Below are 23,415 nucleotides of genomic sequence, written 5' to 3'. Positions count from 1 at the left end.
AACGATCACTGACTAACCCGGCGATCCGCGGCGGTTCGCCCGCTTGATGGAGCGGTCGTACAGGCCCGCGTCGCCTTCGGCTCGCCAACGACGGCCCCACCTATGGGCGGTGGTGCGGGAGATGCCCATTTAATCGGCCAGGTGGGCGATGGGCCTGCCGGACCGAATCCGGTCGACCAGGAGCCTTCTGCCGTGGACGGTCAGCCGGGCATTGGGGTGGGACACGGCGCCCTCTGCAGTGGTGGGGAGACGCGTGGAGGTGGGGACGGCCGCCTCCACGCCCCTTGTGGTCCATCGCCCGCCGGTGTGACACCAGCGGGCGACACTGATCGGCGTTACCCGTGATCAGTGTGACTGGTCGGTTCGGTCGAAGAGGTCCTTCGGGTGGAGGACTTCGTGTTCGTGTGTACTGCTCTGCATGCTCCAGAGCAAGTCGGCAAGCTGGTCGGGGTCGACCACGGGCATGTCCAGGACCGGCTGGCCGGTGGCGCGGGCGGTCTCCTGCTGCTGGTGGAATGCGCTGTGCTCGATCACCGCGCCGATGTAGAGCCTGCCGACGTGGACGCCCTGTTCGGTCACCTCGGCCTGCAGCGCCTGGAGGTAGTTGCGTTGGGCGGCCAGGACGGCGGTGCCGGACAGCTGCGGCATTCCCTGCACGGCGCCGGCGGCCATCGCGACCAGGACCGCTCCCTGCTTCCGGTCGAGCATGTCCGGCAGGAACTCGTGCACGAGGTCCACGAGCGAGTAGACGGCGAGCGGCATCAGGTCGCGCAGTTGGTCGGCGGTCAGGTCGAGGACGGGGATGTATCCGCGCACCGAGGGCCCGTAGTAGATCGCATCGAGGCTGCCGACCCTGGCGCGGATCTGCTCGGCGAGCCGGGGCACCGCGCGCTCGTCGGACAGGTCGGCGGTGAGGGGATGCGCGGTGGCTCCGGCGCGGGTGAGCTCGGCCGCCAGCGCGTCGAGCGGTTCCTGCCGGCGGGCGATCGGGACGACGGTGTAGCCCTCGCGGGCGTAGCGACGGGCGACGGCTCGGCCGAGTCCGGGGCCGGCCCCGACCACGGCAATGGATTTCGGCATAGGCGGCTGCTCCTAGAATCCGGTTGACAGGGCATTGTCGACCACGTGGTCAACTTGACCCTATGGTTAAGTTGACCACGTGGTCAAGTTACCGGAGGGGGCTCATGATGTCAGAACCGGGCAAGGGCACCGCCCCTGCCGCCGATGAGGCCGCCGGGAGCGGTGGCGGGTCGCTTCGCGCCGATGCCGCGCGCAACGTCGCTCAGATCCGGGCGGCCGCGCTGACCGCGTTCCGCGGGCGCGGGCTCGGCACCCCCTTGGCGCAGGTCGCGGCCGCCGCGGGGGTCAGCAAGGCCACGATCTACAACCACTTCGGAGGCCGGAAGGGCCTGATCGACGCGGTCATCGAGGAACTGGTCACCTCTGAGCTGTACTCGGCAATGGATGCGGCGCGCCGCGCGGATGACCCGTGGGAACGCATCTCCGGCTGGGTCGGCGCCCGGCGCGATCTGCAGTACCGCGAGCCCGCCTTCACCGACGTCATGCTGGCGACGTACTCGGAGTCCGAGCAGTTGGCCAGGCTCGCCAAAGCGGTCACCGATGCGACCGCCGAAATCGTGGAAGCCGGCCGCGACTCCGGAGTGCTCCGCGCGGACCTCACCCCCGGTGACCTCTTCTGGGCCGATGTCGCCAACGGCCTCGCGTTGCGCGAGATGCCCAGACCCCGCCGCGAGGACTACGACCGTCGCACCCGCCACTTCCTCGACAGCCTGCGTCCGCGCTGAACAGCGTCCGTGATCATCGGCCGCTGGTGCTGTTTTCGGCGATGACCCACCGGGCGGCCGGCCAGGACGCCATTGTGCTCGGGCAGATCCGCGTATCCGACGGCACGACCGCAACGGTCAGGCAACCGACTTTGAAATCGCCATGCGTGATACCAGTGCACCTTGCGCTCACCCGGCAGGCGCGACCGCACCATCGCTTCGCGTACAGCCGCCCTGGATTCGGGCGGCAGGATGGACGCGGCGAGGATATAGACGTCGGGATCGAGTTCGCGGTTGGACTCGGACTCGGACTCGTCGACGAAAGCACACTAGGACAACGCGCCCTCCTCCGCACGAAGCGCCTCTCTCCTTCCCGCGGGTCGAGGGCGAACGGACCTTCGATTCGGCTGCTCACCATGTCAGGACGACATGGTTCATCGCAGGCGATTACAGGAAGTGACCGTTTAGTGGCTTTTCTCTGAGGGACAACTCCGTCAAAACTCGGGCCTCTGAGGAGGAACAGATGGCCACGCAGATATGGCGGCGTCGGCGCGACTCGGCGGCGGAGACGACGGCCTCGGCCCCGGCGGTGAGCGACTCCCGGACCCGGCGCTGGGACACCACGCGCGTCCGGCGGTTCCAGCGGCATGACGGGCTCAGCGCGTTCGTGTGGCTGGCCGCCTGGACGATCACCCTCATCCTGCTGTTCGGCATCGCGCTGACCTGGGGCGGCGCCAACCAGGCGAACGACGTGGTGCACGCCGTGATGCGGGCCGGCACCTGGCTGGCGACCCCGTTCCACGACGTGTTCCGCAACGGCGACGCGCGCAAGCAGCTCACGGAGAACTGGCTGTTCGCCGCCGGTGTCTACCTCGTCGCCGGCCGCGTCCTCGCCTGGCTGCTCCGCTGGTAGCGGCCGACCTCACCGGGACCATGGCCCCGCGGCGGGCCACAGTCCCGGCTTGTGCGGAAATTGACCAATCGGTGTCAGGTTCGGCGGAAATCTCTGGCTCGGCGGGATTCGGCGCTGTTAGCTTCCCCCGCATGACCGTCAACGATGACTTCATCAACGCGCTGCCGAAGGTCGAACTTCACGTTCATCTGGTCGGTTCGGCGTCCGTGCCGACCGTGCTGGAGCTGGCCCGGCGGCACACCGGCCACACCGTGCCGACGAACGAGGCGGCCCTGCGGGAGTTCTTCGAGTTCCGCGACTTCCCGCACTTCGCCGAGGTCTACTTCGCGGTCAACGGCCTCATCCGGGAGCCGGAGGACGTCGCGACGCTGGTCACCGGGGTGGCACGGGACCTGGCCGCGCAGAACGTCCGGTACGTCGAGCTGACCGTCACGCCGTACTCCCACGTGTCGGTCGGGATGACGATGCCGGCCGTCACCGAGGCGCTGGACCTCGCCGCCCGTGAGGTCGCGGACCGGATCGAGGTCGCCTACGTCTTCGACATCCCCGGCGAGTTCGGGGAGGACGCCGACCGCGGAACCCTCGACCACGCACTCAACCACCCGCCGGAGAAGCTCGTCGGCTTCGGCATCGGCGGCGTCGAGCAGGACCGGCTCTCGCACCAGCAGTCGATCCGGGACGCGTTCCGCGCCGCGATCGCCGCGGGGCTGCACAGCGTGCCGCACGCCGGGGAGATGAGCGGTCCGGAGACGATCTGGGAGGCGATCCGGGAGCTGAAGGCCGAGCGGATCGGGCACGGGATCGCCTGCCTCGACGACCCGGAGCTGGTGGCGTACCTGCGGGAGACGCAGCTGCCGCTGGAGGTGTGCCCGACCTCGAACGTCTGCACCAAGCAGGTGCCGGACATCTCCGCGCACCCGCTCCCCCGGATGCTGGCCGAGGGCCTGTACGTGACCCTGAACAGCGACGACCCGCCGATGTTCGGCACGACGCTGACCAACGAGTACCGCGTGGCGGCGCGGGACCTGGGGCTCGGCCGCGAGCAGCTCGCCGATCTGGCCCGCAACGGCGTTCGCGCGTCCTTCCTGGGCGAGGACCGCAAGCGCGAGATCCTCGCCGAGATCGACGCCGTCCAGCCCGCCTGAGCCGCCGTGGCGGGCCGCCGGCGGGCGCGGGCCCGCGCCCGCCGGCGGCACCGGTGGTCAGGATTCGGTGAGGGCGTTCAGGCGTTCCATCGTCTCGACGTACTCCTCGATGAGGTCGTAGATCACCTGGGAGGCGGTCTTGACCTGGTTCATCGAGCCGACGATCTGGCCGACCGGGAAGGTCGTCAGCTCCCCCGCGCCGGCGCGGTTGATCCGCCGGAGCGCGTCGGAGATGAGCATGAACTGCATCGGCATCGGGAGCGTGCCGGGCGACTCCGGGGACTCCCAGGCGTCGGTCCAGGCGGTCTTGAGCATCCGTGCGGGCTTGCCGGTCCAGGAGCGGGAGCGCACGGTGTCACGCGACGTCGCGGCGAGGAGCCGGTCGCGGGACGCCTCGGGGGTGTCGGCCTCCTCGACGGTGAGCCAGATCGAGCCGGTCCAGACGCCCTCGGCGCCGAGCGCGAGGCCGGCGGCGACCTGACGGCCGCGGCCGATGCCGCCCGCGGCCAGCACGATGGTGTCCGGGCCGACGGCGTCGACGGCCTCGGGGATGAGGACCATCGTCGCCACGTCGCCGGTGTGGCCTCCGGCCTCGGTGCCCTGCGCGACGATGATGTCGACGCCGACCTCGACCTGTTTCCTGGCGTGGCGGGCGTTGCTGGCCAGGCCGGCGACCTTCACGCCGTGCTGGTGCGCCTGCTCGACGACGTCCGCCGGGGGCGGCCCGAGCGCGTTGGCCAGGAGGGCGATCGGGTGCTTCAGCGCCACCTCGACCTGGGGGCGGGCGGTGGCGTCGGTCCAGCCGAGGAGGTAGTGGCCCGCGCCCTCCTCCGTGAGCGGGTCGACGCCGTGACGTTCCAGCAGGTCGTTGACGAACTGCCGGTGGCGTTCGGGGATCATGCCCTGCAGCTTGGAGAGCAGCTCGCCGGCGTCACCGAGGTCCGCGCCCTCGTACTTGGCGGGCATGACGACGTCGACGCCGTACGGCCTGCCGCCGACGTGGTCGTCGATCCACGCCAGCTCGGTCTCCAGCTGCTCGGGGGTGAAGTAGAGGGCGCCGAGGACGCCCATGCCGCCCGCGCGGCTGACCGCCGCGACGACGTCGCGGCAGTGGCTGAAGGCGAAGATCGGATATTCGATGCCGAAGAGTTCCGTTACCCGTGTCCGCACAGTCCCGACCATAGGTGCCGCGACAGCTAACTGCAACAGGTTCTAGTTAGGTTTCCTCGGAAGCCCCGGGTGATGTCCGGGCTCGCACACTGGAACGCGTAGCAGACGAATACGAAGAACATCCCAACCAGAGGTGTTGACGGCGGTATGACCGATTGTTAGCTTGCCCGCTCGGGGCTCCTACGTTGGAGCGAGCCCGGAGGGCCAGCACGGATGACCGATCCGTTCGGATCAGCCAATGGAACGGCCTCCCGGCCGGCGGCAGCGCGGCCGCAGGTCAGGGGACCGTCGCCGCCTGCCCTGACGCAGGCGCGGGCCGGCGAACCCTCACCGCCCCCACCGGCGCAGGCGCGGGTCGGCGAACCGCCACCGCTCCCACCGGCGCAGGCGCGGATCGGCGAGCTCTCGCCGCCCGCGCTGGTGGACCGCGCCCCTCTTCTCGCCCGCGCCCGCGACCACCTCGCCGTGGGCGGCAGCGTCGTCCTGACCGGGCCCGCCGGCATCGGCAAGTCCACTCTGCTGGCGGCACTGGCCGAGGAGTTCACCGATCACCGGGTGCTGCGCTGCTCCCTGTCGGCGACCGAACGGCACCTGCCGTTCCTCGGCCTCATCGACCTGCTGGCCGAGACCGGCGACGATCTGCTGGACACGCTCCCCAAGCACCAGCGGGACGTCCTGGAGGCGGCGCTGCTGCGCCGCGACGACCCGGTCGGCGAGCGCGACGTCCTCGGCCTGCGCGTCGCCGTGCTGGCGGCCTTCCGTACGCTCTGCGCCGCCGCGCCGGTGCTGCTCGTCGTCGACGACGCGCAGTGGCTGGACGCGCCGAGCGCGGAGCTGCTGGCCTTCATCGCCCGGCGCGCCGACGGGCTGCCCCTGCGCGCCCTGGTCGGCCTGCGCGCGGGCCCGGGCGAGCCGCAGGATCCGCCGGGGCTGTGCCCACCGCCCGTGCTGACCCTGCCCGTGCCCGCGATGACGACCGCGGAGATCGGCGGGCTGCTCGCCGACCTGCGGCTGCCCCGTCCGGTCCTGGCCAAAGTGCACCGGGCCAGTGACGGCAACCCCTTCTTCGCGCTGGAACTGGGCCGGGCGCTCGCCGACCACCACGAGCCGCTCGATCCGGCGGCGCCGCTCCCGGTGCCGGACGGGCTGCGCACGCTGATGATGGGGCGCCTGCTCGCGCTCTCCTCCGGCGCCCGCCAGACGCTGCTCGTCGCCGGCGCGGCGGCGCGGCCGACGCTCGCGCTGCTGCGCGCCGCGGGCCGGCCGGAGGCCGCCGCGGACATCGCCGAGGCGCGGCACGCCGGGATCGTCGCGCCCGGGGACGTCATCCGGTTCACGCATCCGCTGCTGTCGGCGGTGCTGTACGCGGAGTCGGCCGAGCGGGACCGGCTCGCCGCCCACGCGGCCCTCGCCGACGCGGTCACCGACCCGGTCGAACGCGCGCACCACCTCGCCGTGGTCGCGCCGGGCCGTGACGCCCAGGTCGCCGAGACCCTCGCGGAGGCCGCCGCCGCGGCGCGCCGGCGCGGGGCCCGTGCCGCCGCCGCGCGGCTGGGGCTCCTGGCCGCCGAGCGCACCACCAAGCCGGAGGCGGAGCCGGGGCTGCGGCTCACCGCCGCCGAGGACGCGCTGGCCGCCGGCGAGTTCGCGATGGCGCGCGGCATCGCCGAGCACGTCCTGGCGGTGGCCGTACCGCCCGCCGAGCGGGTGCGGGCGTGGATCGTGCTGCTGGACTCGTGCGGGCAGGCCCTCGCCGAACTCGACGAGGTGTTCCCGCGCGCGCTGGCCGACGCGCGGGACGACCCGGCGCTGCTCGCGCCGCTGCACTACCGCCTCGCCTGGCGGGCCTGGCTGGTCAAGGGCTCCGCGCCGCAGGCCCGCGCGGAGGCGGCGACGGCGGCACGGCTGGCGGCCGAGGCGGGCGACCGCAGCACGGAGCTGCTCGCCCTGGCCAAACAGGCCCTGGCGGAGTTCCACATCGGGTCGCCGGAGGCCGAGCGGACCATGGCGCGGGCCCTGGCCGGCCCGCAGGATCCGGCGATCCGACTCGGCCACAACGGCCCGGTGTACCTGCGCCACAAGCACCACCTGCTGCACGACCGGCTGGAGGAGGCGCGCGCCGAACTGCGCGCGCTGACGTACGCGGTGCGCCAGCGGGGCGCGGTGGAGAGCCTCTTCATGTGCCTGTACGGGTCCGCGCACGTGGAGACCGCGCGCGGCCGCTGCGACCGGGGCCTCGACCTGGCCTACCAGTGTCTGCGGCTGGCGCAGGACAGCGAGCTGAGCCAGGGGCCCGCCTGGTGCGCGGTCGCGTTCGCCGAGGCCGCGGGCGGCTCGGTGGACCGTGGCCTGGCCGCCGCCGAACGCGGTGTCGGGCACAGCGAGGACGACGGGGACCTGCTGTTCCTGCCGACGACGCTGCACGCGCTGGGGCACATCAGGCTGCTGCGCGGCGACCCGGCCGGGGCCGTCGCCGCCCTTCGCCGGGTCCGCGCGATGGAGGCGGCGCAGGGCCTGGCCGAGCCCGGCCTGCGGCGCTGGCACGCCGACCTCGCCGAGGCGCTCGCGGCGATCGGGGAGGTCGCGGAGGCGGACGAGCTGATCGAGGAGACGAGGCGGCAGGCCGCCCGGCTGGGCCGGCCTAGCGTGCTGGCCGCCCTGGACCGGGCCGCCGCCCTGGTCCTCGCCGCGCGCGGGGACCTGGACGGAGCCGTACCCGCGCTGGAGCGGGCGGTACGGGCCCAGGCGGCGCTCCCCTACCCGGTCGAGGAGGGGCGGGCCCGCCTCGAGCTCGGCCGCCTGTACCTGCGCGCGCGGGACGTTCCGGCGGCGCGGGAGGCGCTGCACGGGGCCCGCCGGGTGCTGCTGCGCGCCAAGGCCGCGCCCTGGATCGCGGCGGTGACCGCCGAACTGGACCGGCTCGACCTGGGCGTGCCGACGGCGGCCGGGGACGACGACCCGCTGCGCGCGCTGTCCGGCATGGAGCGCCGCGTGGCCGCGCTGGTCGCCGAGGGCGCCACGAACCGGGAGATCGCGGCCCGGCTGTTCGTGAGCATCAAGACGGTCGAGGCGGCGCTGACCAGGTCGTACCGCAAGCTCGGCGTGCGGTCCCGCGTCGGCCTGACCCGGGCCGTCACGAGCCCGCGCGCGGCGGACCGCCCGGCGTAGGGATTTCCCTACGGCTGTCTGAAGGGTCTTCTCAGCTTCCCCACGGAATCGGACACTCTGCGCAAGGTCCTCCGAACCGGAGGGCCGAGACCCTGCCCCTTCCGCCTGCCCGCGATGGCGCGGGCCCACCCCCTTGGCGAAAGGATTTCCCCGCTCATGTCCAAACGACGCATCGCGACGGTGTCGGCCACGGCCGTCATCGCCGTCGCAGGCGGACTGCTGACGGCTCCGGCCGTCACCGCCGCCCCGTCCCAGGTTCCCGTGAAGGCCCCCGCCAAACCACAGCCGGCGGGGCGTTCGGCGTTCACGCCGAGCGACTTCACGGTGAACACGTCCCCCTCCACCCGCGCCCAGGTCGTCGCCCAGGCGCGTAAGGCCCTCGCGGCGCACAAGAGCGCCGGGCACGTGAAGTCGGGTGACGCCTTCACGCCGCGCACGGTCGTGGTCGACAAGAACGGCGCGGCCGACGTGCGGTTCGACCGGACGTTCCACGGCCTGCCGGTCTACGGCGGCGACCTGATCGTCCACCTCAAGCCGGGCGGCACGTACCGCGCGCTGAACACGGCCACCCCCGCCTCGGCCGTGTCCACGACGCCGCACGTCGCCGCCGCCGACGCGGCCCGTACCTCGCGGACGCAGCTCGCCGGCACGGTGTCCTCGGTCGGCACGCCGCACCTGGCCGTGTGGGCCACCGGACGGTCCTCCCAGCTGGTGTGGGAGACCGTCGTACGCGGCGTGCGCGCCGACCGTACGCCGAGCGTGCTGCACGTCCTGGTGGACGCGACCAAGGGCAAGGTCGTGACCAAGCGGGACGAGATCGACACGTTCCTGTCGCCGGCGCAGCAGCGCGCCGCCGAAGCACGCGCCAAGGCCACGCCGAACGGTGGCGTGAGCCCCCTGACCGCGGGCACGGGGAACTCGATCTACAGCGGCACGGTGCCGATCGACCTGACGCAGTCCGGCAGCACGTGGACGATGAAGGACCCGTCGCACGGCAACGGGTACACCACGAACCTGAACCACGCGACGAGCGGCACCGGCACGACGTTCAGCAACTCGACCGGGACGTTCGGGAACGGGACCAACAGCGACCCGGCCTCGGCCGGCGTCGACGCGCACTACGGCGCGGCGGAGACGTTCGACTACTACAAGAACGTCCAGGGCCGTAACGGCATCTTCGGCAACGGCGCGGGCGTGCCGTCCCGTACGCACTACGGGAACGCCTACGTCAACGCGTTCTGGGACGGCTCCCAGATGACGTACGGCGATGGCTCCGGCAACTCCCGTCCCCTCGTCGAGATCGACGTCGCCGGCCATGAGATGAGCCACGGCGTCAGCGGCGCGCTCACCGGCTGGGGTGAGAACGGCGAGACCGGCGGCATGAACGAGGGCACCAGCGACATCTTCGGCACCATGGTGGAGTTCTACGCGAACAACGCCAAGGACACGCCCGACTACACGATGGGCGAGCTGATCAACATCAACGGCGACGGCAAGCCGCTGCGCTACATGTACAACCCCTCGCTCGACGGCAGTTCGCCGAACTGCTACACGAGCAGCAACGGCTCGCTGGACCCGCACTACTCGCTCGGCCCGCTGTCCCACTGGTTCTTCCTGCTGGCCGTCGGCAGCGGCGACCACGGCTACGGCAACAGCCCGACGTGCAACAGCTCCACGGTCACCGGCATCGGCAACGACAAGGCCGGCAAGATCTGGTACAAGGCGCTCGCGTCGTACGCCAACAGCAACGAGAACTACTCCCAGGCGCGGACCGACTCGCTGAAGGCCGCCGCCGACCTGTACGGCGCGCACTGCACCGAGTACAACACCGTGAACGCCGCCTGGGCGGCGGTCAGCGTCACCGGCTCCGACCCGGTCCCCGGCACCTGCTCCGGCCAGCCCGGCAGCCCGTCGGTGACCAACCCCGGCAACCAGACCACCACGGTCGGCACCGCGGTGAGCCTGCAGATCCAGGCCAGCGACCCGAACGGGCAGGCCCTGACCTACAGCGCGACGGGCCTGCCCGCCGGGCTGTCGATCAACTCCTCCACCGGCCTGATCTCCGGCACGCCCACGACGGCCGGCACCTCCTCGGTCACCGTGACGGCGAAGGACACCTCGAACGCGACCGGCACCACGACGTTCACCTGGACCGTGAACCCGGTCGGCGGCGGATGCTCCTCGCCCGGCAACAAGGTGAGCAACGGCGGGTTCGAGAGCGGCACCGCACCGTGGACGACCACCTCCGGCGTCGTGTCCACCAGCAGCAGCGGTGAGAGCCCGCACTCGGGCAGCTACTTCGCCTACCTGGACGGGTACGGCTCGACCCACACCGACAGCGCCACCCAGTCGGTGACGATCCCGTCCGGCTGCAGCGCCTCGCTCAGCTTCTGGCTGCACATCGACACGGACGAGACCGGTAGCACGGTCTACGACAAGCTGACGGTCAAGGTCGGCAGCACGACCCTGGCCACCTACAGCAACGTCAACGCCGCGTCCGGATACACGCAGAAGACCTTCGACGTGTCGTCCTACGCGGGCCAGACCGTGACGCTATCGTTCAGCGGCACCGAGGACTCGGGCCTGCAGACGAGCTTCACGATCGACGACGTCGCCATCAACGCATCCTGACCGTGATCCATCGGGGCCCCGCGCGTCACCCGCGCGGGGCCCTCTTCATCACCAGGAGATTCCTTTGAAGAAGGCTTTGCTCGCGCTGGTCGCCTCGGCGGCGACGGCGCTGACCCCGATCGGCGCGGCCCACGCCGCGGCCCCGCAGAATCCGTCCGCGACGCTCGCGGACAGCGTACGAACGCCGGCGACGCCGTCGTACACGGTCAACCTGACCAGCAACTCCAGCGGCTCCACCTGGACCGGCCACGAGAGCGTGAGCTTCACGAACGCCTCGGCCACCCCGCTGACCGAGGTCTACCTGCGGCTGTGGGACAACTACCACGGCAGCTGCCCGTCGACGCCCATCACGGTCTCGAACGTCACGGGCGGCACCGCCGGCTCCCTCGAGGTCGGCTGCACCGCGCTGAAGGTCACCCTGCCGAGCCCGCTGAACCAGGGGCAGAGCGGCTCGATCGGATTCGACCTGAGCATCGTGGTCCCGAGCGGCGTCGACCGGTTCGGCCGCGACGGGTCGTACAACTTCCTCGGCAACGCCCTGCCGGTCCTGGCCATCCGGGACGCGTCGGGCTGGCACCTGGACCCGTACACCGACAACGGCGAGTCGTTCTACAGCCTCGCCAGTGACTTCACGGTCACGCTGGACCACCCGAGCTCGATCAGCGTCCCCGCGACCGGGACGTCGGTGGACACGCCCGGCTCCTCCGGCCGGACGGTCACGACGGCGACCGCGAAGCAGGTCCGCGACTTCGCCTGGGCGGCCGGGCCGTTCGGCCTCGTCTCCGGCACGTCGCCGAACGGCGTGAAGATCAACGTCTACCGGGTGAGCTCGATCAGCTCCAGCTCGGCGAACTCGATGCTGAGCACGGCCAAGTCCGCGATCGACGCGCACAGCGGGCGGTTCGGCGCGTACCCGTACGGCGAGGTCGACGTCGTGCTGGACAACGGCTACTGGTTCGGCGGCATGGAGTACCCCGGCTTCGTCCTGGACCTGGTCAGCTCCACCGCGCTCGCGCACGAGCTGGCGCACCAGTGGTGGTACGGCATCGTCGGCGACGACGAGTACAACAGCCCGTGGCTGGACGAGGCGTTCGCCGACTACTCCACGGACCTGTACCAGGGCCTCACCGGGTCGGGCTGCTGGAACAACGTCTCCTGGGCGTCGTCCGCCGAGAAGATCACCAACTCCATGGCGTACTGGGACGCGCACTCCAGCCGGTACAGCACGGTCGTGTACTCCTACGGCAAGTGCGCGCTCCACGACCTGCGCCAGCTGATCGGCACGACCGCGATGACCAACCTGCTGCGCAGTTACGCGCAGTCCCACTGGTACGGCGTGTCGACGACGGCGGAGTTCAAGGCGGCGGCCCAGGCCGCGACCTCGACCGACCTGACGTCCTTCTGGACGCAGCACCGCATCGACGGCTGATCGGTCAGTTTCCGGACCGAGGGCGGACGGCCTGGCTCGGGCCGTCCGCCTTCGTCGTGCTCGCGCTCTCGTCGGCGCCGTCGGGCAGCGGAATGATCGTCTCGCGTCCGGGGATCGCCAGCACGAGCCCGACGACGAGCAGGACCAGCCCGAGGGCCGCGCCGCCGATCGGGACGATCGCCCGGAACGCCGTGATCTTCAGCGCCTGGTCCTTGTTGATCTTGGCGAGGGCCTTCTGGCTCGCGTCGGTCATCCTCAGGTCCAGGTTCGCGGCGACGAGCCGGTCCACGCCGTCCTTGGTGCGGAGCGTGGTCCGGACCTTCTGCTCCTGGTTCACCTGGCCGCCGGTGCGCGGATCCACCCAGAGCGTCACGGTCGCGTCGTAGACGCGGTCGACGGCGACGTTCCCGGTCTTCTTGTCATAGCCCGGGAGCTTCTTGGGGTTCTTCACCTTCAGCAGCGACGCGGGCAGGCCGCCCTTGACGGACTCGGTGACCGTCGGGGGGATCCGTTGCACGAAGCGGTACGTCGTGATGCCCTGGAGCCGTTCCTCCCCCGCGAAGACCGCGGGCCAGGTCCGCTTCGTCGAGATGTCGAAGTACGGGTAGGAGCGCTTCTTCACGCCGATCGGCCAGAACGTCCCGATCCCGGACTGCCGGACGCCGGTGTCGCTGCCCACCGACGCGCCCTTGATGTTGTAGAGCGTCCCGGTCCGGCGGTCGAAGGCGGCGCGCTGCTGCTGGATCTCGACGCTCTTCTTCGTCGCGGGGTCCTCGATGGAGGTGAAGGAGTCCCACACGGCGATCTTGTTGGTGGCGGCGCGCGCGTCGCCGCGGACGGTGTTCACCGCCCGCAGGCGCACGCCGTCGCGCATCTTGAGGGTGGCGGTGTCGAGGTACGAGGCGCCGGTGGCCTCCAGCGTCGACTGCTGGAAGAAGTTCGCCGGGGCGGCGATCACCTGGTTCGCGACGTAGAACCGCACGAGCGTGGCGAGGGCGAGGAAGAAGGCCGCGACTCCGACCAGGACCAATCCGACATTGCGTCGCACACTTGACCTCCTGCTCGCCGTGAACCGCATCGTAGAGGACGAAAAGGGCGACGCACCCTTGGGCTCAAGTGCCGTGATGAGTACGTTACCGAGGCGTAGGATTGCCGCTTCGCCGCCCCGGAGGTCCCCCCGTGCCGCCCGCTCCCCACCGCGCGACGCTCGCCCGCTCGGTGCGCCTGCTGCGCGCCTTCCGCGACGAGCAGTCCGACCCGGAGGGGTTCTACCGCCTGCTGGCCGCCGACACCATCGCCCAGCTCGGCCGGTACGCCTCCCTCGACGGCGCGACCGTGGCGGACGTCGGCAGCGGCCCCGGGTTCTTCACCACCGCGCTGCGGAGGGCGGGCGCCCGGTGCGTCGGCGTCGAGTGCGACGCCGGGGAGCTGACCCTCCACGGCCCGCCCCCGCCCGGCACCGTGCTCGGCACCGCGCTCAGCCTGCCCCTCGCCACCGGCTCCGTCGACGTGTGCTTCTCCTCGAACGTCCTGGAACACGTTCCCGGCCCCTGGCGGATGGGCGCGGAGATGATCCGGGTGGTCCGGCCCGGCGGGGTCGTCTTCCTCGCCTTCACGAACTGGCTGTCCCCCTGGGGCGGCCACGAGACCTCGCCCTGGCACTACCTCGGCGGGCACCGCGCCGCCCGGCGGTACGAACGGGGGCACGGCCGGCCGCCCAAGAACCGGTACGGCCACAGCCTCCACCCCGTCTCGGTCGGCGCAGCCCTGACCTGGGCGCGCGGCCGCGACGACGTTACGGTCGAGGCGGCTCTACCCCGCTACCTCCCCGGCTGGGCCGCCCCGGTGGTCCGCGTCCCCGGCGTCCGCGAGTTCCTCACCTGGAACCTCCTCCTGGTCCTGCGCAAGACGCCGTGACCACGACGACCACCGAGGAGCGGACACCGGATCCGCCGCCGGCCGACCTGCCCAGGATCTCCGGCCACCAGGACGCCCTGGACGGCGTACGGGCCGTCGCCGCGCTCGCGGTCCTCGTCTTCCACGTCGCCGCGGACACGGGGCACACCCTCAGGGACGACCCGACGGCCTGGCTCCTGTCCGGCGCCGGGATCGGCGTCCCGGTCTTCTTCACCCTGTCCGGCCTGCTCCTGTACCGCCCGTGGGCCGCGGCCCTGCTGCTCGACGGCCACGACCGGCCGCGTACGGGCCGGTTCCTGTGGCGGCGCGCCGTCCGCATCCTGCCCGCGTACTGGCTCGTCGTCGTCTTCGCGATGGTCACCATCCTGACGGACCACACGCGCGACCCGTGGACGTGGCTGAAGCTGCTGACCCTGACCTACCCGTACGACCCGCACCCGTGGTGGCACACGTACCTCGGCCCGTCCGGGCTCGGCCAGATGTGGAGCCTCACGGTCGAGGCCGCCTGGTACGCGCTGCTGCCCGTCACCGCCGCCCTCCTCGGCCGGTACGCCCGCCGGGCCGGCGAGGACACCGGCGTTCGGGCCCGGCGCCTGCTCCGTGGCATCGCGGGGTACGCGGCGGTCTCCTTCGTCTTCACGATCTTCATGTTCACGCCGCGCCTGTCCGTCCAGCTCGGCGTGTTCCTGCCCCGCTACTTCGCCTGGTTCGCGATCGGCATGGCCCTGTCCGTGATGACGGTCTGGGCCCGTACGGGCGCCGAGGCTCCGGTCCGGTTCTGCCGTACGATCGCGCGGTCCTGGGGCACCTGCTGGGCCATCGCCGGCGTCCTGTACTGCGTCGCGGCGTCCCCGCTGACCGGCCCCACCGACATGGTCACCCTCGACTCGACCTGGACGTCTGAGCTGCGCGTCCTGCTGTACGGCCTGGTCGCGGCCTTCTTCGTCGCCCCGGTCGCCCTCGCCGGCCCGGACGACTCCGGCGTTCATCGCATCCTCGGCAACCGCGTCATGCGCTTCCTCGGCCGCATCTCCTACGGCGTCTTCCTCTGGCAGCTCGCGGTCTCCGTCACCTGGTACCGCGCCACCGGCCACGCCGCCTTCACCGGCGGCTTCCTCACCGCCTTCCCCGCCATCACCGCCATCACCCTGGCGGCCGCGACGCTCAGCTTCCACGCCCTCGAGAAGCCCGCCCTCCGCCTCACCCGCCGCCGGAACCGGTCACCGCGTACGAGGCTCTGAGGAGAACCGGGACAGGCGTACACCAGGGAGCGCCGATGAACGCCGACACGATCACAGCGGCGAGTGCCGTGGTGATAGCTCTCGCAGCGTTAGCCGTCTCGATCGTTCAGACACGGGCCACGCTGCTGCACAACCGGCAGTCGGTCCGGCCTCTCCTCCAGCTGAGACGGCTTCGTGAGTACGGGGGTCCCGAAGCGGGACTCAAGATCACGAACGTCGGGCTCGGACCTGCGGTCATCACGAGGAGCATCGTGGTGCTCGACGGCCGGGCCATCGGGCCCTGGGACCTCGAGACCGTGCGGAGCTTCACCAACGGCTTACCGGAGAAGCCGCACATCAACACCCTGACCGACGGAGCGGTCCTTGCAGCAGGATACGGGAGCTACCTGATCCATCTGGACTCTTACGATCGTAAGGAGCACGAGTGGTTCTGGGCTCTCCTCACCAAGCGCCTCGAGATCGCCTTCTACTATCAGTCCATCTACGGAGACGAGGATTATCTCGCCGTGGTTCGCCCGTTCTCCACGTGATTCCCAACGAGGAGTACGTGGCGGTCTTCCGGCGGACGCTGAAGGTCGCCAACGGCGAGGGCTGCTGGTTCTACCGAGACGGAACCGGGACCGCCGAGACCTTTGGTCGTCCTGACGACGAAAAGTCTCGGCGGCGAGCGATGGCTCCCATCTCTGTCCGGGGTGATCAATAGGGTGCCCGGCATGAGCGAATCGAACGACGCGCCCCGGTTGACCACACCTCAGGAATGGCGGAGCTACCTGTGTGATTACAGCGAGCTCTATCTGCGGGCCTATCCGGCCGAAGACCGTGGTCTGGAGCAGGCGAGAGGCTGGATGGGCCGCGAGCCGGCCACCGAGGAGGCCGTCGCGGCCGCCGAGCAGCGGCTCGGCGTCCGGTTCCCGCCGAGCTATCGCAGCTTCCTGCTGACCAGCGACGGTTGGGACGAGGTCGGCCGCTGGATCGGCCCCGTCGAATCCTGCGACGAGGTCGCATGGCTGCGCGACACCGACTGGGGCGAGGAGTTCATCGAGATTTACAGCGAGGAGGGGATCGACGACTACGTGGCGGTCTTTCAGCGGACGCTGAAGGTCAGCAACGGCGAGGACTGCTGGTTCCTCGACCCGACGGAGGTCGGCCCGGACGGCGAGTTCGCCGGTTACCTGTTCGAGCCGAAGTACGGCGAGCTGTACAGATTCGCCAGTTTCGCCGACCTGTTCCACAACAACCGGCGCTTCCTCCAGGAAACGGCCGCAGACGCCGAAAGCGCCGCCACCGGGGATTGACTCGCCCCTTCGCGAGGTACGGCGACACGCCGCATGGCGACCAGGCCCATGCGGTTACGGGCCGCCCGGCCGATCCAGGCCGTTCATCCGCACTCAGCTGACGCGCTCGGCATTGGTGTCGTACTCCTCGCGGGCTGCGAGGACCTCGGCGATGTGCCGCGTCGACCACTCCGTGAGCGCCCGCAAAGGCTCTCGTAGTGTCTGGCCGAGCGGAGTCAGCGCGTACTCCACGCGCGCCGGCACGGTCGGGTAGACCGTTCGCCGGACTATGCCGTCGCGTTCGAGGGCGCGCAGCGTCTGGGTGAGCATCTTCTCGCTCACTCCCGACAGCTGCTTCCGCAGCTGGGTGTAGCGGCACACCCCGTGCCTGCCGAGCTCGCCCAGCACGAGAACCGTCCATTTGTCGCCGATCCGGTCAAGCACGTCCCGCGACGGGCAGCCGCGCTCGTACGGGTCCCACGACGTTGTCGGCTCGGTCACACCCTGGCCGGTCGCCACACGCTCACCTCGATGCTCTCCTTTGGGTGGCCACCCTACCGGAAAGTGGCTACTTCCCAGAAGAGAGCGATCAGGTCACCTTGGATCCGTCACGCCGCGGGAGGCCGTGGCGGAAAGGAGATCATCAATGTCAGTCGTTGTGACCGGAGCGACCGGTCATCTGGGCAGGCTCGCCGTCGAGGCGCTGCTGCGGCGCGGGGTGCCGGCCTCGGACGTCGTCGCGACCGGCCGGGACACCGCCGGGATCAAGGACCTGGCCGACCGCGGTGTCGTGGTGCGCCGGGCCGACTTCGGCGACCCGGACAGCCTCGCGGCGGCCTTCGCGGGAGCCGACAAGCTGCTGCTGATCTCGACCACCACCGTGGACGAGCGCCTCGGCAACCATCGGCGTGCCATCGACGCCGCGCTGGCCGCGGGGGTGTCCCTGGTGGCGTACACGAGCATGACGCGCGCGGACACCGCCACCACGATCCTGGCCGCCACCCACCGCGCCACCGAGGAGTACCTGCGTGAGCGCGAGGTCCCCAGTGTGCTGCTGCGCAACAGCTGGTACCTGGAGAACTACACCGCCCAGCTGCCCATGGTCCTCCGGTACGGCGCCGTCATCGGGGCCGCGGGCGAGGGCAGGGTCAGCGCCGCGTCCCGCGCCGACTTCGCCGAGGCCGCCGCGGCCGTGCTGACCACCGAAGGCCACACCGGCGCGGTGTACGAGCTGGGCGGCGACCAGGCGTTCACCCTGGCCGAATTCGCCGCGACGGTCTCGGCCGCCACCGGCCAGCCGATCGCCTACACCGATCTGCCGGCGGACAAGCTCGCCGAGGCGCTGACCGGCGCGGGCCTGCCCGCCGAGCTGGCGCACGTCCTCGCCGACGCCGACCTCGGCCTGGGCCGCGGCGAGCTGTTCACCGACTCCGGCGACCTGAGCCGCCTCATCGGACGGCCCACCACCTCCCTGGCCGACGCGGTCGCCGACGCGCTGCGCTGACACAGGTCCCCGGCGCCGGACGCGACCACCGCGCACCCGGCCGTCTCCCGAATCAACCGGAAGGTCTTTCACGATGTCCACCCGGATCACCGCACGCGCCACGTGGCGGCGCGCGCTGTTCACCCTCACCGCGACGTCCACCGCACTGGCCGCCCTCACGCTTCCCGCCGCCGCGACGACCCAAGATCGCGCGAAGGGCGCCTACTCGATCACGATCAACGGCAACAACGCCTTCCCCGAAAGCGTCGCGGCCGACAGCAACGACGTCTACGCCGGCAGCATCGACGACGGCACCATCTATCGCGGGCGCGTCGGGGCGACGACGCTCGAGCCCTTCCTGCCGGGCGGCCGGGACGGCCGTACCCAGGCCACCGGGATCAAGATCACCGGCAACCGCCTGCTGGTCGCCGGCGCCTTCACCGGACGCTTCTTCATCTACACCGACACCGGAAGGCTCGTTTCCTCCTACACCGTCCCCGACACGGGCGAGCCGACCCTCGTCAACGACGAGGCCGTCACCCCCAACGGGGACGTCTACATCACCGACTCGTTCCGCGCCGTGGTCTACCGGATCCCGGCCGCCGAGGCCAACGCCTCTGCCACCGGCGCCCGCCGGACCCTTCAGGCGGCCTATCACCTGCCGGACTACGTGGCCGGCCAGTCCAACGGCAACGGCATCGTCGCCACCCCCGACGGCAAGTCCCTGATCATCGGCTACTGGTACAGCGGCGCGCTCTACCGGCTCACCCTCGCCACCGGCGAAGTCCGCAAGATCACCGCACCGGCCCTGACCAGCGCCGACGGCATCACGCGGCGAGGAAACACCCTGTACATCGCCCGTTCCGTGGACAACGAGGTCGCCACGGTGCGGCTCTCCGGCGATGACACCCGGGCCACCGTCGTCTCCGAACGCACCTACCCAGGTGCCGACACGACCACCGGCGTCGCCGTGAGCGGGGACCGGCTGCTGGTGACCAACTCCCAGATGGACACCTACCTGTACGGCACTCCGCTGACCAGCCCGGTGTTCACCCTCGAGAGCCTGCCACTGCGCTGACGCCTCCCCTACCCGGGCGTGGGAGCTCGCCACCTCCACCTAACTGGGCAGGCGCCACCCCATCACCGGCATCGTGCACCTCGCCGCGGTGTTCTTCCGTGGCCACTCCCCCATCGACGAGGTGCAGGCCAACCCCTCGGGCCGGCCAGGCCCACGATCGGGGCCCGGCCGGCGGGCGAACCGAGCCGGTGATCAGCTCTTGATCCCGTACGCGCGGATCAGAGTCTGTTCGACACCGTCGGCGGTGGCACGGAACGAGACGTATCCCGTGGTGGGATTGTGGACGGTCGCCGTCCAGGCGGTGCCGCTCTTCTCCACCGGCAGCGTCTGCCAGGACCTGCCGTCGTCGTAGGAGACGTCGAGGGTGAGCCGCCGCGTGGCGCCGTCGGCCTTCACGGTGACCGGTTGTTCGGCGCCGGCCCGGGCACGACTGCGCAGGTCCAGTGGTGTGTCGTAACTGATCGTGGGCAGCGCCAGGGGGTCGGCGTTCTTCACCGCGAGCGTCCACACGGCGTGCTGCCTCGTGGACAGGTCGGAGCGGGGGGCCTTCCGCGTGGCGTCGATGGTGAGGGTGTAGCGGCCCGGCTTCGGAGCGGGCCAGCCATGGGCCGTGCCCGGCTGGTCGCTGGTGGCCACGACCTTGCCGTCCGCGTCGCGCAGGACCGAGGTGCCCGTCATCCCGGTGACGGGCGCAAGGGGGCCGCCGGCCGTCGAGGTGGCGAGCACCGACACGGCGAGCGCGGGTTCGGCGTCGTCGCCGCCCGTTCCCCAGATGACCCTCGCGGGCGCGGAGTCGAACCGCCCGAACCCGAAGGGCCCGACGTTCCACGCCCGCTCGTACGCACCGGCACGGGGGAACGTCTCGACGCGCGTCCACGCCTCCGTATCGTCCGGGGCGAAGGAGCAGTCCGCGCCGGTGAAGCCGGTGTCCATCTCCCAGGGAATCCCGGGGGTGAAGTACTCGGTGCGGGTGGCCGGCACCGCGCCGACGCTCTCGGGGAAGAACGTGCCGAATCCGGTCCAGGCCGCGCCGACGTACTTGCTCGCGCAGCCGCTGCCCTGGGGGACGCCGTACGTCGTGCGCACCGCGGCCAGGTCCTTGGTCCGGGCCCGTACGCCGGGGTCCTGCGGGACCCGGTCGCGGTCGATCGCCGCGACGTTGTACAGCCACGGGCTGCCCTTCTCCACGCCTCCCTGGGTGAGCATCGCGTGCGCGCGGACGACCAGTCCCGGTTCGGCGACGGTGGGCGTGACATAGCCGTGGACCACGTCGACGAGGGCGATCGGGTCGACGGTCTCGGTGCCGATCCTCTGTCCGATGGACAACACGCCGTCGAGGACACGGGAGTCCGTACGATCCACGACCGCGTTGATCGGTACCGCCTCGCGGGCGTCGAGGAGCACCCTGGTCGAGGAGGTGACGGACACGCGTGGCCGGTAGACGAGCGCCGTGGAGGTCACGCCGTCCGCCTCGTGGGTCTGCACCCAGGTCATGACCGCGTAGTCGCCCGCGGGGATCTCGCCGGCCGTGTGCCCGTCGGCGAGGTCGGCGCCGATCCAGTCGCCGCCCGCGAGCGGGGCGAACGTGACGCTGGAGTCGTCGGCGGTCGCGGGGGCGTCGCCGTGCCGGTCGAGGACGTCGATCGTGACGGAGACGGCGCCGGCCGCCCTCATTCGGGAGGCACCGAGGGGCACGGTCCGGCGGGCCGGGCCGTCGGCGACCGGATGTTTCGTGAAGTCGGGAACGTGGCGGGACGGCCGCCGTTCGACGGGCGCGGCGCCGGCGGGGGACGCCGCGACCATGCCGGCGGCCAGTGCGGCGACCGCTCCCACGGCGGCGGCTCTTCTGACGATCAAAGAGGTCTCCTCTAGAGGGTGGCCGCGCGGGTCGCGGCCGACCGTGATTGCCCGATGCCACCGCCGCCCTTCACGGCCTCGGCCGCGCGGCCCCGGAAAAATCGCCGTGAAGACGAAGTCCGGGTCCGGGCAATGACCGGTGACCTCGCAACCCCACGAAAGGCACCAGATGCATGGCCGTTGCAGACCCGTCCGCGCCCGGAATCGCCCGAATGCCTGCTGAGCCCACCGACGCGGAGGTGATCGAAAGATCCCGGGACGACCCCGAGGGATTCTCAGTGATCTTCGAGCGGTACTACGCGCGAATTCACCGGTACGTGTCCTCCCGGCTCGGCCCGAGCGCCGCCGACGACGTCGCCGCGGACACCTTCCTGGCCGCCTTCGACCAGCGCCGGCGATACGACCTGACACGGCCGGAGGCGGGCGCCTGGCTCTTCGGCATCGCCACCAACCTCATCGGCCGTCATCGGCGCTCCGAGGTGCGCCGGTACCGGGCGATGGCGCGCGTGGACGTCCGTGACGACAGCGGCTCCCACGAAGACAAGGTCGCCGACAGGGTCAGCGCCGAACGCATGCAGCCACGGCTGGCCGCCGCGCTGGCCGCCCTGTCCAAGGGCGACCGGGACGTACTCCTGCTGGTCGCATGCGGGCAGCTCACGTACGACGAGGTGGCCCTCGCCCTCGGCATTCCCGCCGGAACCGTCGGCTCGCGGCTGAACCGCGCCAAGAAACGACTTCGCACGACTCTCGGTAAGGAGATGTACGTCCATGGATGAGATGTCCATGCTGCGCGACCACCATGACGCCCAGCCGGCGCCTTCACCCGCCGCGGTCCGCGCGGCGCGGGCACGGCTCGCGGCGCGTGCGCGGTCCCGCCGTCGGGCGGTGCCCCATCTCGGCCGGCTCTCGCTGGGGATCGGCGCCCTCGGCGTGGCGGCCTGCACCGGCCTCGTCGTCGTCCAGGCGACCGGTGACGGCGAACACGGCCGTACGCTGAACGCCGTACCGGCCGCCGCGGTGCAGGTGCTGGACCGGGCCGCCACGGCCGCCCGCCGGCAGCCCGACCCGCGCCCCCGGGCCGATCAGTACGTCTTCGCGGAGTCACTGGACGGCGGCTACGCGTCCGGTCCCGGGTATGCGCCCAGGTGGCAGGACATGCGGCGCAGGATCTGGCTTCCCGTGGACGGTCGGCGGGAGGGACTGCTGCGGGAGCGCAGGACCGCCGGCGGCGGTTCCACCACCGGCGGGTGGACCACCACGGCGCTGAAGCAGCCGGGTGGCGGGCCCCTGGGCGACCCGAACAACTACACCTCGCTCGACCGGCTCTCCCGCGACCCCGGCAAGCTGCTCGCGCAGCTCCACCAGCGGTATCCGGCGCAGCACAGCGCCGACCCGGCTCGTGACCGGAGCGCCGACGAGCAGGTCTTCGACGGCATCAGGGGAATGGTGGCGGAGAGCTACCTGCCGCCTTCACTGCGGGCGGCGCTGTTCCAGGCGACCAAGAGGATCAAGGGCATCACTCTGGTCGGTGACTCGACCGATGCCGCGGGACGGCACGGCGTCGCCGTGGCCCTCACCTTCCGGGAAGGCATCCGCGAGGAGATCATCTTCGACCGGAGGACGTACGCCCCCCTCGGCTCCCGCACCGTGCTCGCCGACGCGGCCGCGTATCACCGCCTCTTCGCCGATCTGAAGGGCGTCCCGCAGGGCCGAACGCTGTCCGCCGCCGCCCTGCTGAGCACGAGGATCGTCGACGGCCCCGGTCGCCTCACCTGACGACGAGCCGCCCGGCACGCGGCGGGAACCGCACCGCGTGCCGGGCATGACCGGGGTCACCCATGCTCCCCGCCAGAGTCGGCCTGGCCCGCGCCGAGCTGCTGAAGGATCTTGGTGAGCGCGGTACGGAGGTGGTCGCGTTCCTCGTCGGTGAGGGTGGCGGTCGCGTGCTCCTCCAGGCGGCGGCGGGCCTCCTTGATGGGCTGCCGGGCGGCGCGGGCGCGATCGGTCAGGTAGAGGCGGACGAGCCGGCCGTCGTTCGGGTCACGGCGCCGGGTGAGCAGTCCGGCGGCCTCCATGCGCGTGGCGGTGTTCACGATCGTCGGGGTGGTGATGGGCAGGCGGGCCCGTGAGGCCACCTCGCCCGGCGTGAGGCCGTCGGTCTCCCAGAGCGCCTCCAGGATGAGGTTCTGGCCGATCCGGACGCCGTGCCGGCTCATCGCCTCATCGGAGGCCGCCTGCAGCAGTTTGTGCGCCCGGACCAGCAGCGTCAGGAAGTCGTCCACCTCTCGATCCTAAAGGTCGGTTGCATGCTAATGACGTGCCCGC

20 protein-coding genes and 1 pseudogene are annotated in these 23,415 nt (G+C 71.3%); 14 read left to right on the top strand and 7 right to left on the bottom strand.

What is annotated here, in order from left to right; all coding sequences use genetic code 11:
- Nucleotides 1-48: 48 nt before the first annotated feature.
- Both NDW01_RS36290 and NDW01_RS36285 read right to left on the bottom strand, forming a co-directional pair.
- Nucleotides 49-225 (bottom strand): annotated as a pseudogene (locus NDW01_RS36290) (helix-turn-helix domain-containing protein); the annotation flags it as partial.
- A 120-nt stretch (nucleotides 226-345) separates the two neighbouring features.
- A complete protein-coding gene (locus NDW01_RS36285) occupies nucleotides 346-1,080 on the bottom strand; it encodes an SDR family NAD(P)-dependent oxidoreductase (RefSeq protein WP_252828883.1) in 735 nt (244 codons plus the stop codon).
- A 104-nt stretch (nucleotides 1,081-1,184) separates the two neighbouring features.
- On the opposite strand from NDW01_RS36285, the gene NDW01_RS36280 reads away from it, so the two are divergent.
- The 3 genes from NDW01_RS36280 to add all read left to right on the top strand — a co-directional run bounded on the left by NDW01_RS36280 (nucleotide 1,185) and on the right by add (nucleotide 3,842).
- Nucleotides 1,185-1,805 carry a TetR/AcrR family transcriptional regulator gene (locus tag NDW01_RS36280; RefSeq protein WP_252828882.1) on the top strand — a complete coding sequence of 207 codons (621 nt, stop codon included), beginning with the start codon at nucleotides 1,185-1,187 and terminating at the stop codon, nucleotides 1,803-1,805.
- A gap of 502 nt (nucleotides 1,806-2,307) precedes the next feature.
- On the top strand, nucleotides 2,308-2,697 hold the full coding sequence (locus NDW01_RS36275) for a hypothetical protein (RefSeq protein ID WP_252828881.1): 390 nt from the start codon (nucleotides 2,308-2,310) through the stop codon (nucleotides 2,695-2,697).
- Nucleotides 2,698-2,828: 131 nt separating this feature from the next.
- A complete protein-coding gene (gene add, locus NDW01_RS36270) occupies nucleotides 2,829-3,842 on the top strand; it encodes an adenosine deaminase (protein WP_252828880.1) in 1,014 nt (337 codons plus the stop codon).
- 57 nt (nucleotides 3,843-3,899) lie between these two features.
- Here the strand turns inward: add and NDW01_RS36265 are convergent, their stop codons facing one another.
- Nucleotides 3,900-5,012, bottom strand: coding sequence for an NAD(P)H-dependent flavin oxidoreductase (locus NDW01_RS36265; protein WP_252828879.1), 1,113 nt, complete (start codon nucleotides 5,010-5,012; stop codon nucleotides 3,900-3,902).
- A 213-nt stretch (nucleotides 5,013-5,225) separates the two neighbouring features.
- Here NDW01_RS36265 and NDW01_RS36260 point away from each other — a divergent pair, with 213 nt between their 5' ends.
- The 3 genes from NDW01_RS36260 (at nucleotide 5,226) to NDW01_RS36250 (ending at nucleotide 12,240) form a co-directional block, all read left to right on the top strand.
- Nucleotides 5,226-8,180 (top strand): ATP-binding protein, encoded by a 2,955-nt coding sequence (locus NDW01_RS36260; protein WP_252828878.1) that lies wholly within the window; start codon nucleotides 5,226-5,228, stop codon nucleotides 8,178-8,180.
- A 156-nt stretch (nucleotides 8,181-8,336) separates the two neighbouring features.
- Entirely contained in the window at nucleotides 8,337-10,811 is a 2,475-nt protein-coding gene (locus NDW01_RS36255) for a M4 family metallopeptidase (protein WP_252828877.1), read from the top strand.
- A gap of 64 nt (nucleotides 10,812-10,875) precedes the next feature.
- Nucleotides 10,876-12,240 (top strand): M1 family metallopeptidase, encoded by a 1,365-nt coding sequence (locus NDW01_RS36250; protein ID WP_252828876.1) that lies wholly within the window; start codon nucleotides 10,876-10,878, stop codon nucleotides 12,238-12,240.
- Between the two features lie 4 nt (nucleotides 12,241-12,244).
- Here the strand turns inward: NDW01_RS36250 and NDW01_RS36245 are convergent, their stop codons facing one another.
- The gene (locus tag NDW01_RS36245) at nucleotides 12,245-13,288 is read right to left on the bottom strand and encodes a DUF3068 domain-containing protein (RefSeq protein ID WP_252828875.1); all 1,044 of its coding nucleotides are present in this window, start codon (nucleotides 13,286-13,288) and stop codon (nucleotides 12,245-12,247) included.
- 131 nt (nucleotides 13,289-13,419) lie between these two features.
- On the opposite strand from NDW01_RS36245, the gene NDW01_RS36240 reads away from it, so the two are divergent.
- From NDW01_RS36240 to NDW01_RS36225, 4 genes are all read left to right on the top strand, one after another.
- Nucleotides 13,420-14,157 (top strand): class I SAM-dependent methyltransferase, encoded by a 738-nt coding sequence (locus NDW01_RS36240; RefSeq protein WP_252828874.1) that lies wholly within the window; start codon nucleotides 13,420-13,422, stop codon nucleotides 14,155-14,157.
- Nucleotides 14,154-15,398: an acyltransferase family protein gene (locus tag NDW01_RS36235; protein WP_252828873.1), complete on the top strand. Its 1,245-nt coding sequence runs from the start codon at nucleotides 14,154-14,156 to the stop codon at nucleotides 15,396-15,398. Before NDW01_RS36240 ends, NDW01_RS36235 begins: the two co-directional genes overlap by 4 nt.
- A gap of 35 nt (nucleotides 15,399-15,433) precedes the next feature.
- Complete coding sequence (locus NDW01_RS36230; RefSeq protein WP_252828872.1) at nucleotides 15,434-15,928, top strand: hypothetical protein; 495 nt, start codon at nucleotides 15,434-15,436, stop codon at nucleotides 15,926-15,928.
- 183 nt (nucleotides 15,929-16,111) lie between these two features.
- Nucleotides 16,112-16,693: an SMI1/KNR4 family protein gene (locus tag NDW01_RS36225; RefSeq protein ID WP_252828933.1), complete on the top strand. Its 582-nt coding sequence runs from the start codon at nucleotides 16,112-16,114 to the stop codon at nucleotides 16,691-16,693.
- 93 nt (nucleotides 16,694-16,786) lie between these two features.
- Here the strand turns inward: NDW01_RS36225 and NDW01_RS36220 are convergent, their stop codons facing one another.
- The gene (locus tag NDW01_RS36220; RefSeq protein ID WP_252828871.1) at nucleotides 16,787-17,191 is read right to left on the bottom strand and encodes a winged helix-turn-helix transcriptional regulator; all 405 of its coding nucleotides are present in this window, start codon (nucleotides 17,189-17,191) and stop codon (nucleotides 16,787-16,789) included.
- A 127-nt stretch (nucleotides 17,192-17,318) separates the two neighbouring features.
- On the opposite strand from NDW01_RS36220, the gene NDW01_RS36215 reads away from it, so the two are divergent.
- Nucleotides 17,319-18,176 carry an SDR family oxidoreductase gene (locus tag NDW01_RS36215; RefSeq protein ID WP_252828870.1) on the top strand — a complete coding sequence of 286 codons (858 nt, stop codon included), beginning with the start codon at nucleotides 17,319-17,321 and terminating at the stop codon, nucleotides 18,174-18,176.
- Nucleotides 18,177-18,249: 73 nt separating this feature from the next.
- Entirely contained in the window at nucleotides 18,250-19,233 is a 984-nt protein-coding gene (locus NDW01_RS36210; protein WP_252828869.1) for an SMP-30/gluconolactonase/LRE family protein, read from the top strand.
- A 192-nt stretch (nucleotides 19,234-19,425) separates the two neighbouring features.
- Here the strand turns inward: NDW01_RS36210 and NDW01_RS36205 are convergent, their stop codons facing one another.
- Complete coding sequence (locus tag NDW01_RS36205) at nucleotides 19,426-21,090, bottom strand: hypothetical protein (protein WP_252828868.1); 1,665 nt, start codon at nucleotides 21,088-21,090, stop codon at nucleotides 19,426-19,428.
- A 278-nt stretch (nucleotides 21,091-21,368) separates the two neighbouring features.
- Here NDW01_RS36205 and NDW01_RS36200 point away from each other — a divergent pair, with 278 nt between their 5' ends.
- Nucleotides 21,369-21,866, top strand: a complete 498-nt coding sequence (locus tag NDW01_RS36200; protein WP_252828867.1) for an RNA polymerase sigma factor — start codon at nucleotides 21,369-21,371, stop codon at nucleotides 21,864-21,866.
- Nucleotides 21,859-22,866, top strand: a complete 1,008-nt coding sequence (locus NDW01_RS36195; protein WP_252828866.1) for a CU044_5270 family protein — start codon at nucleotides 21,859-21,861, stop codon at nucleotides 22,864-22,866. Before NDW01_RS36200 ends, NDW01_RS36195 begins: the two co-directional genes overlap by 8 nt.
- Nucleotides 22,867-22,922: 56 nt before the next feature.
- Here NDW01_RS36195 and NDW01_RS36190 read toward each other — a convergent pair whose 3' ends face one another.
- A complete protein-coding gene (locus tag NDW01_RS36190; RefSeq protein ID WP_252784214.1) occupies nucleotides 22,923-23,372 on the bottom strand; it encodes a MarR family winged helix-turn-helix transcriptional regulator in 450 nt (149 codons plus the stop codon).
- Between the last annotated feature and the right edge of the window lie 43 nt (nucleotides 23,373-23,415).

Source organism: Actinoallomurus soli, assembly GCF_024055715.1.
In the GTDB taxonomy this organism is placed as follows: domain Bacteria; phylum Actinomycetota; class Actinomycetes; order Streptosporangiales; family Streptosporangiaceae; genus Actinoallomurus; species Actinoallomurus soli.
This window is presented reverse-complemented; position numbering and strand designations above follow the sequence as displayed.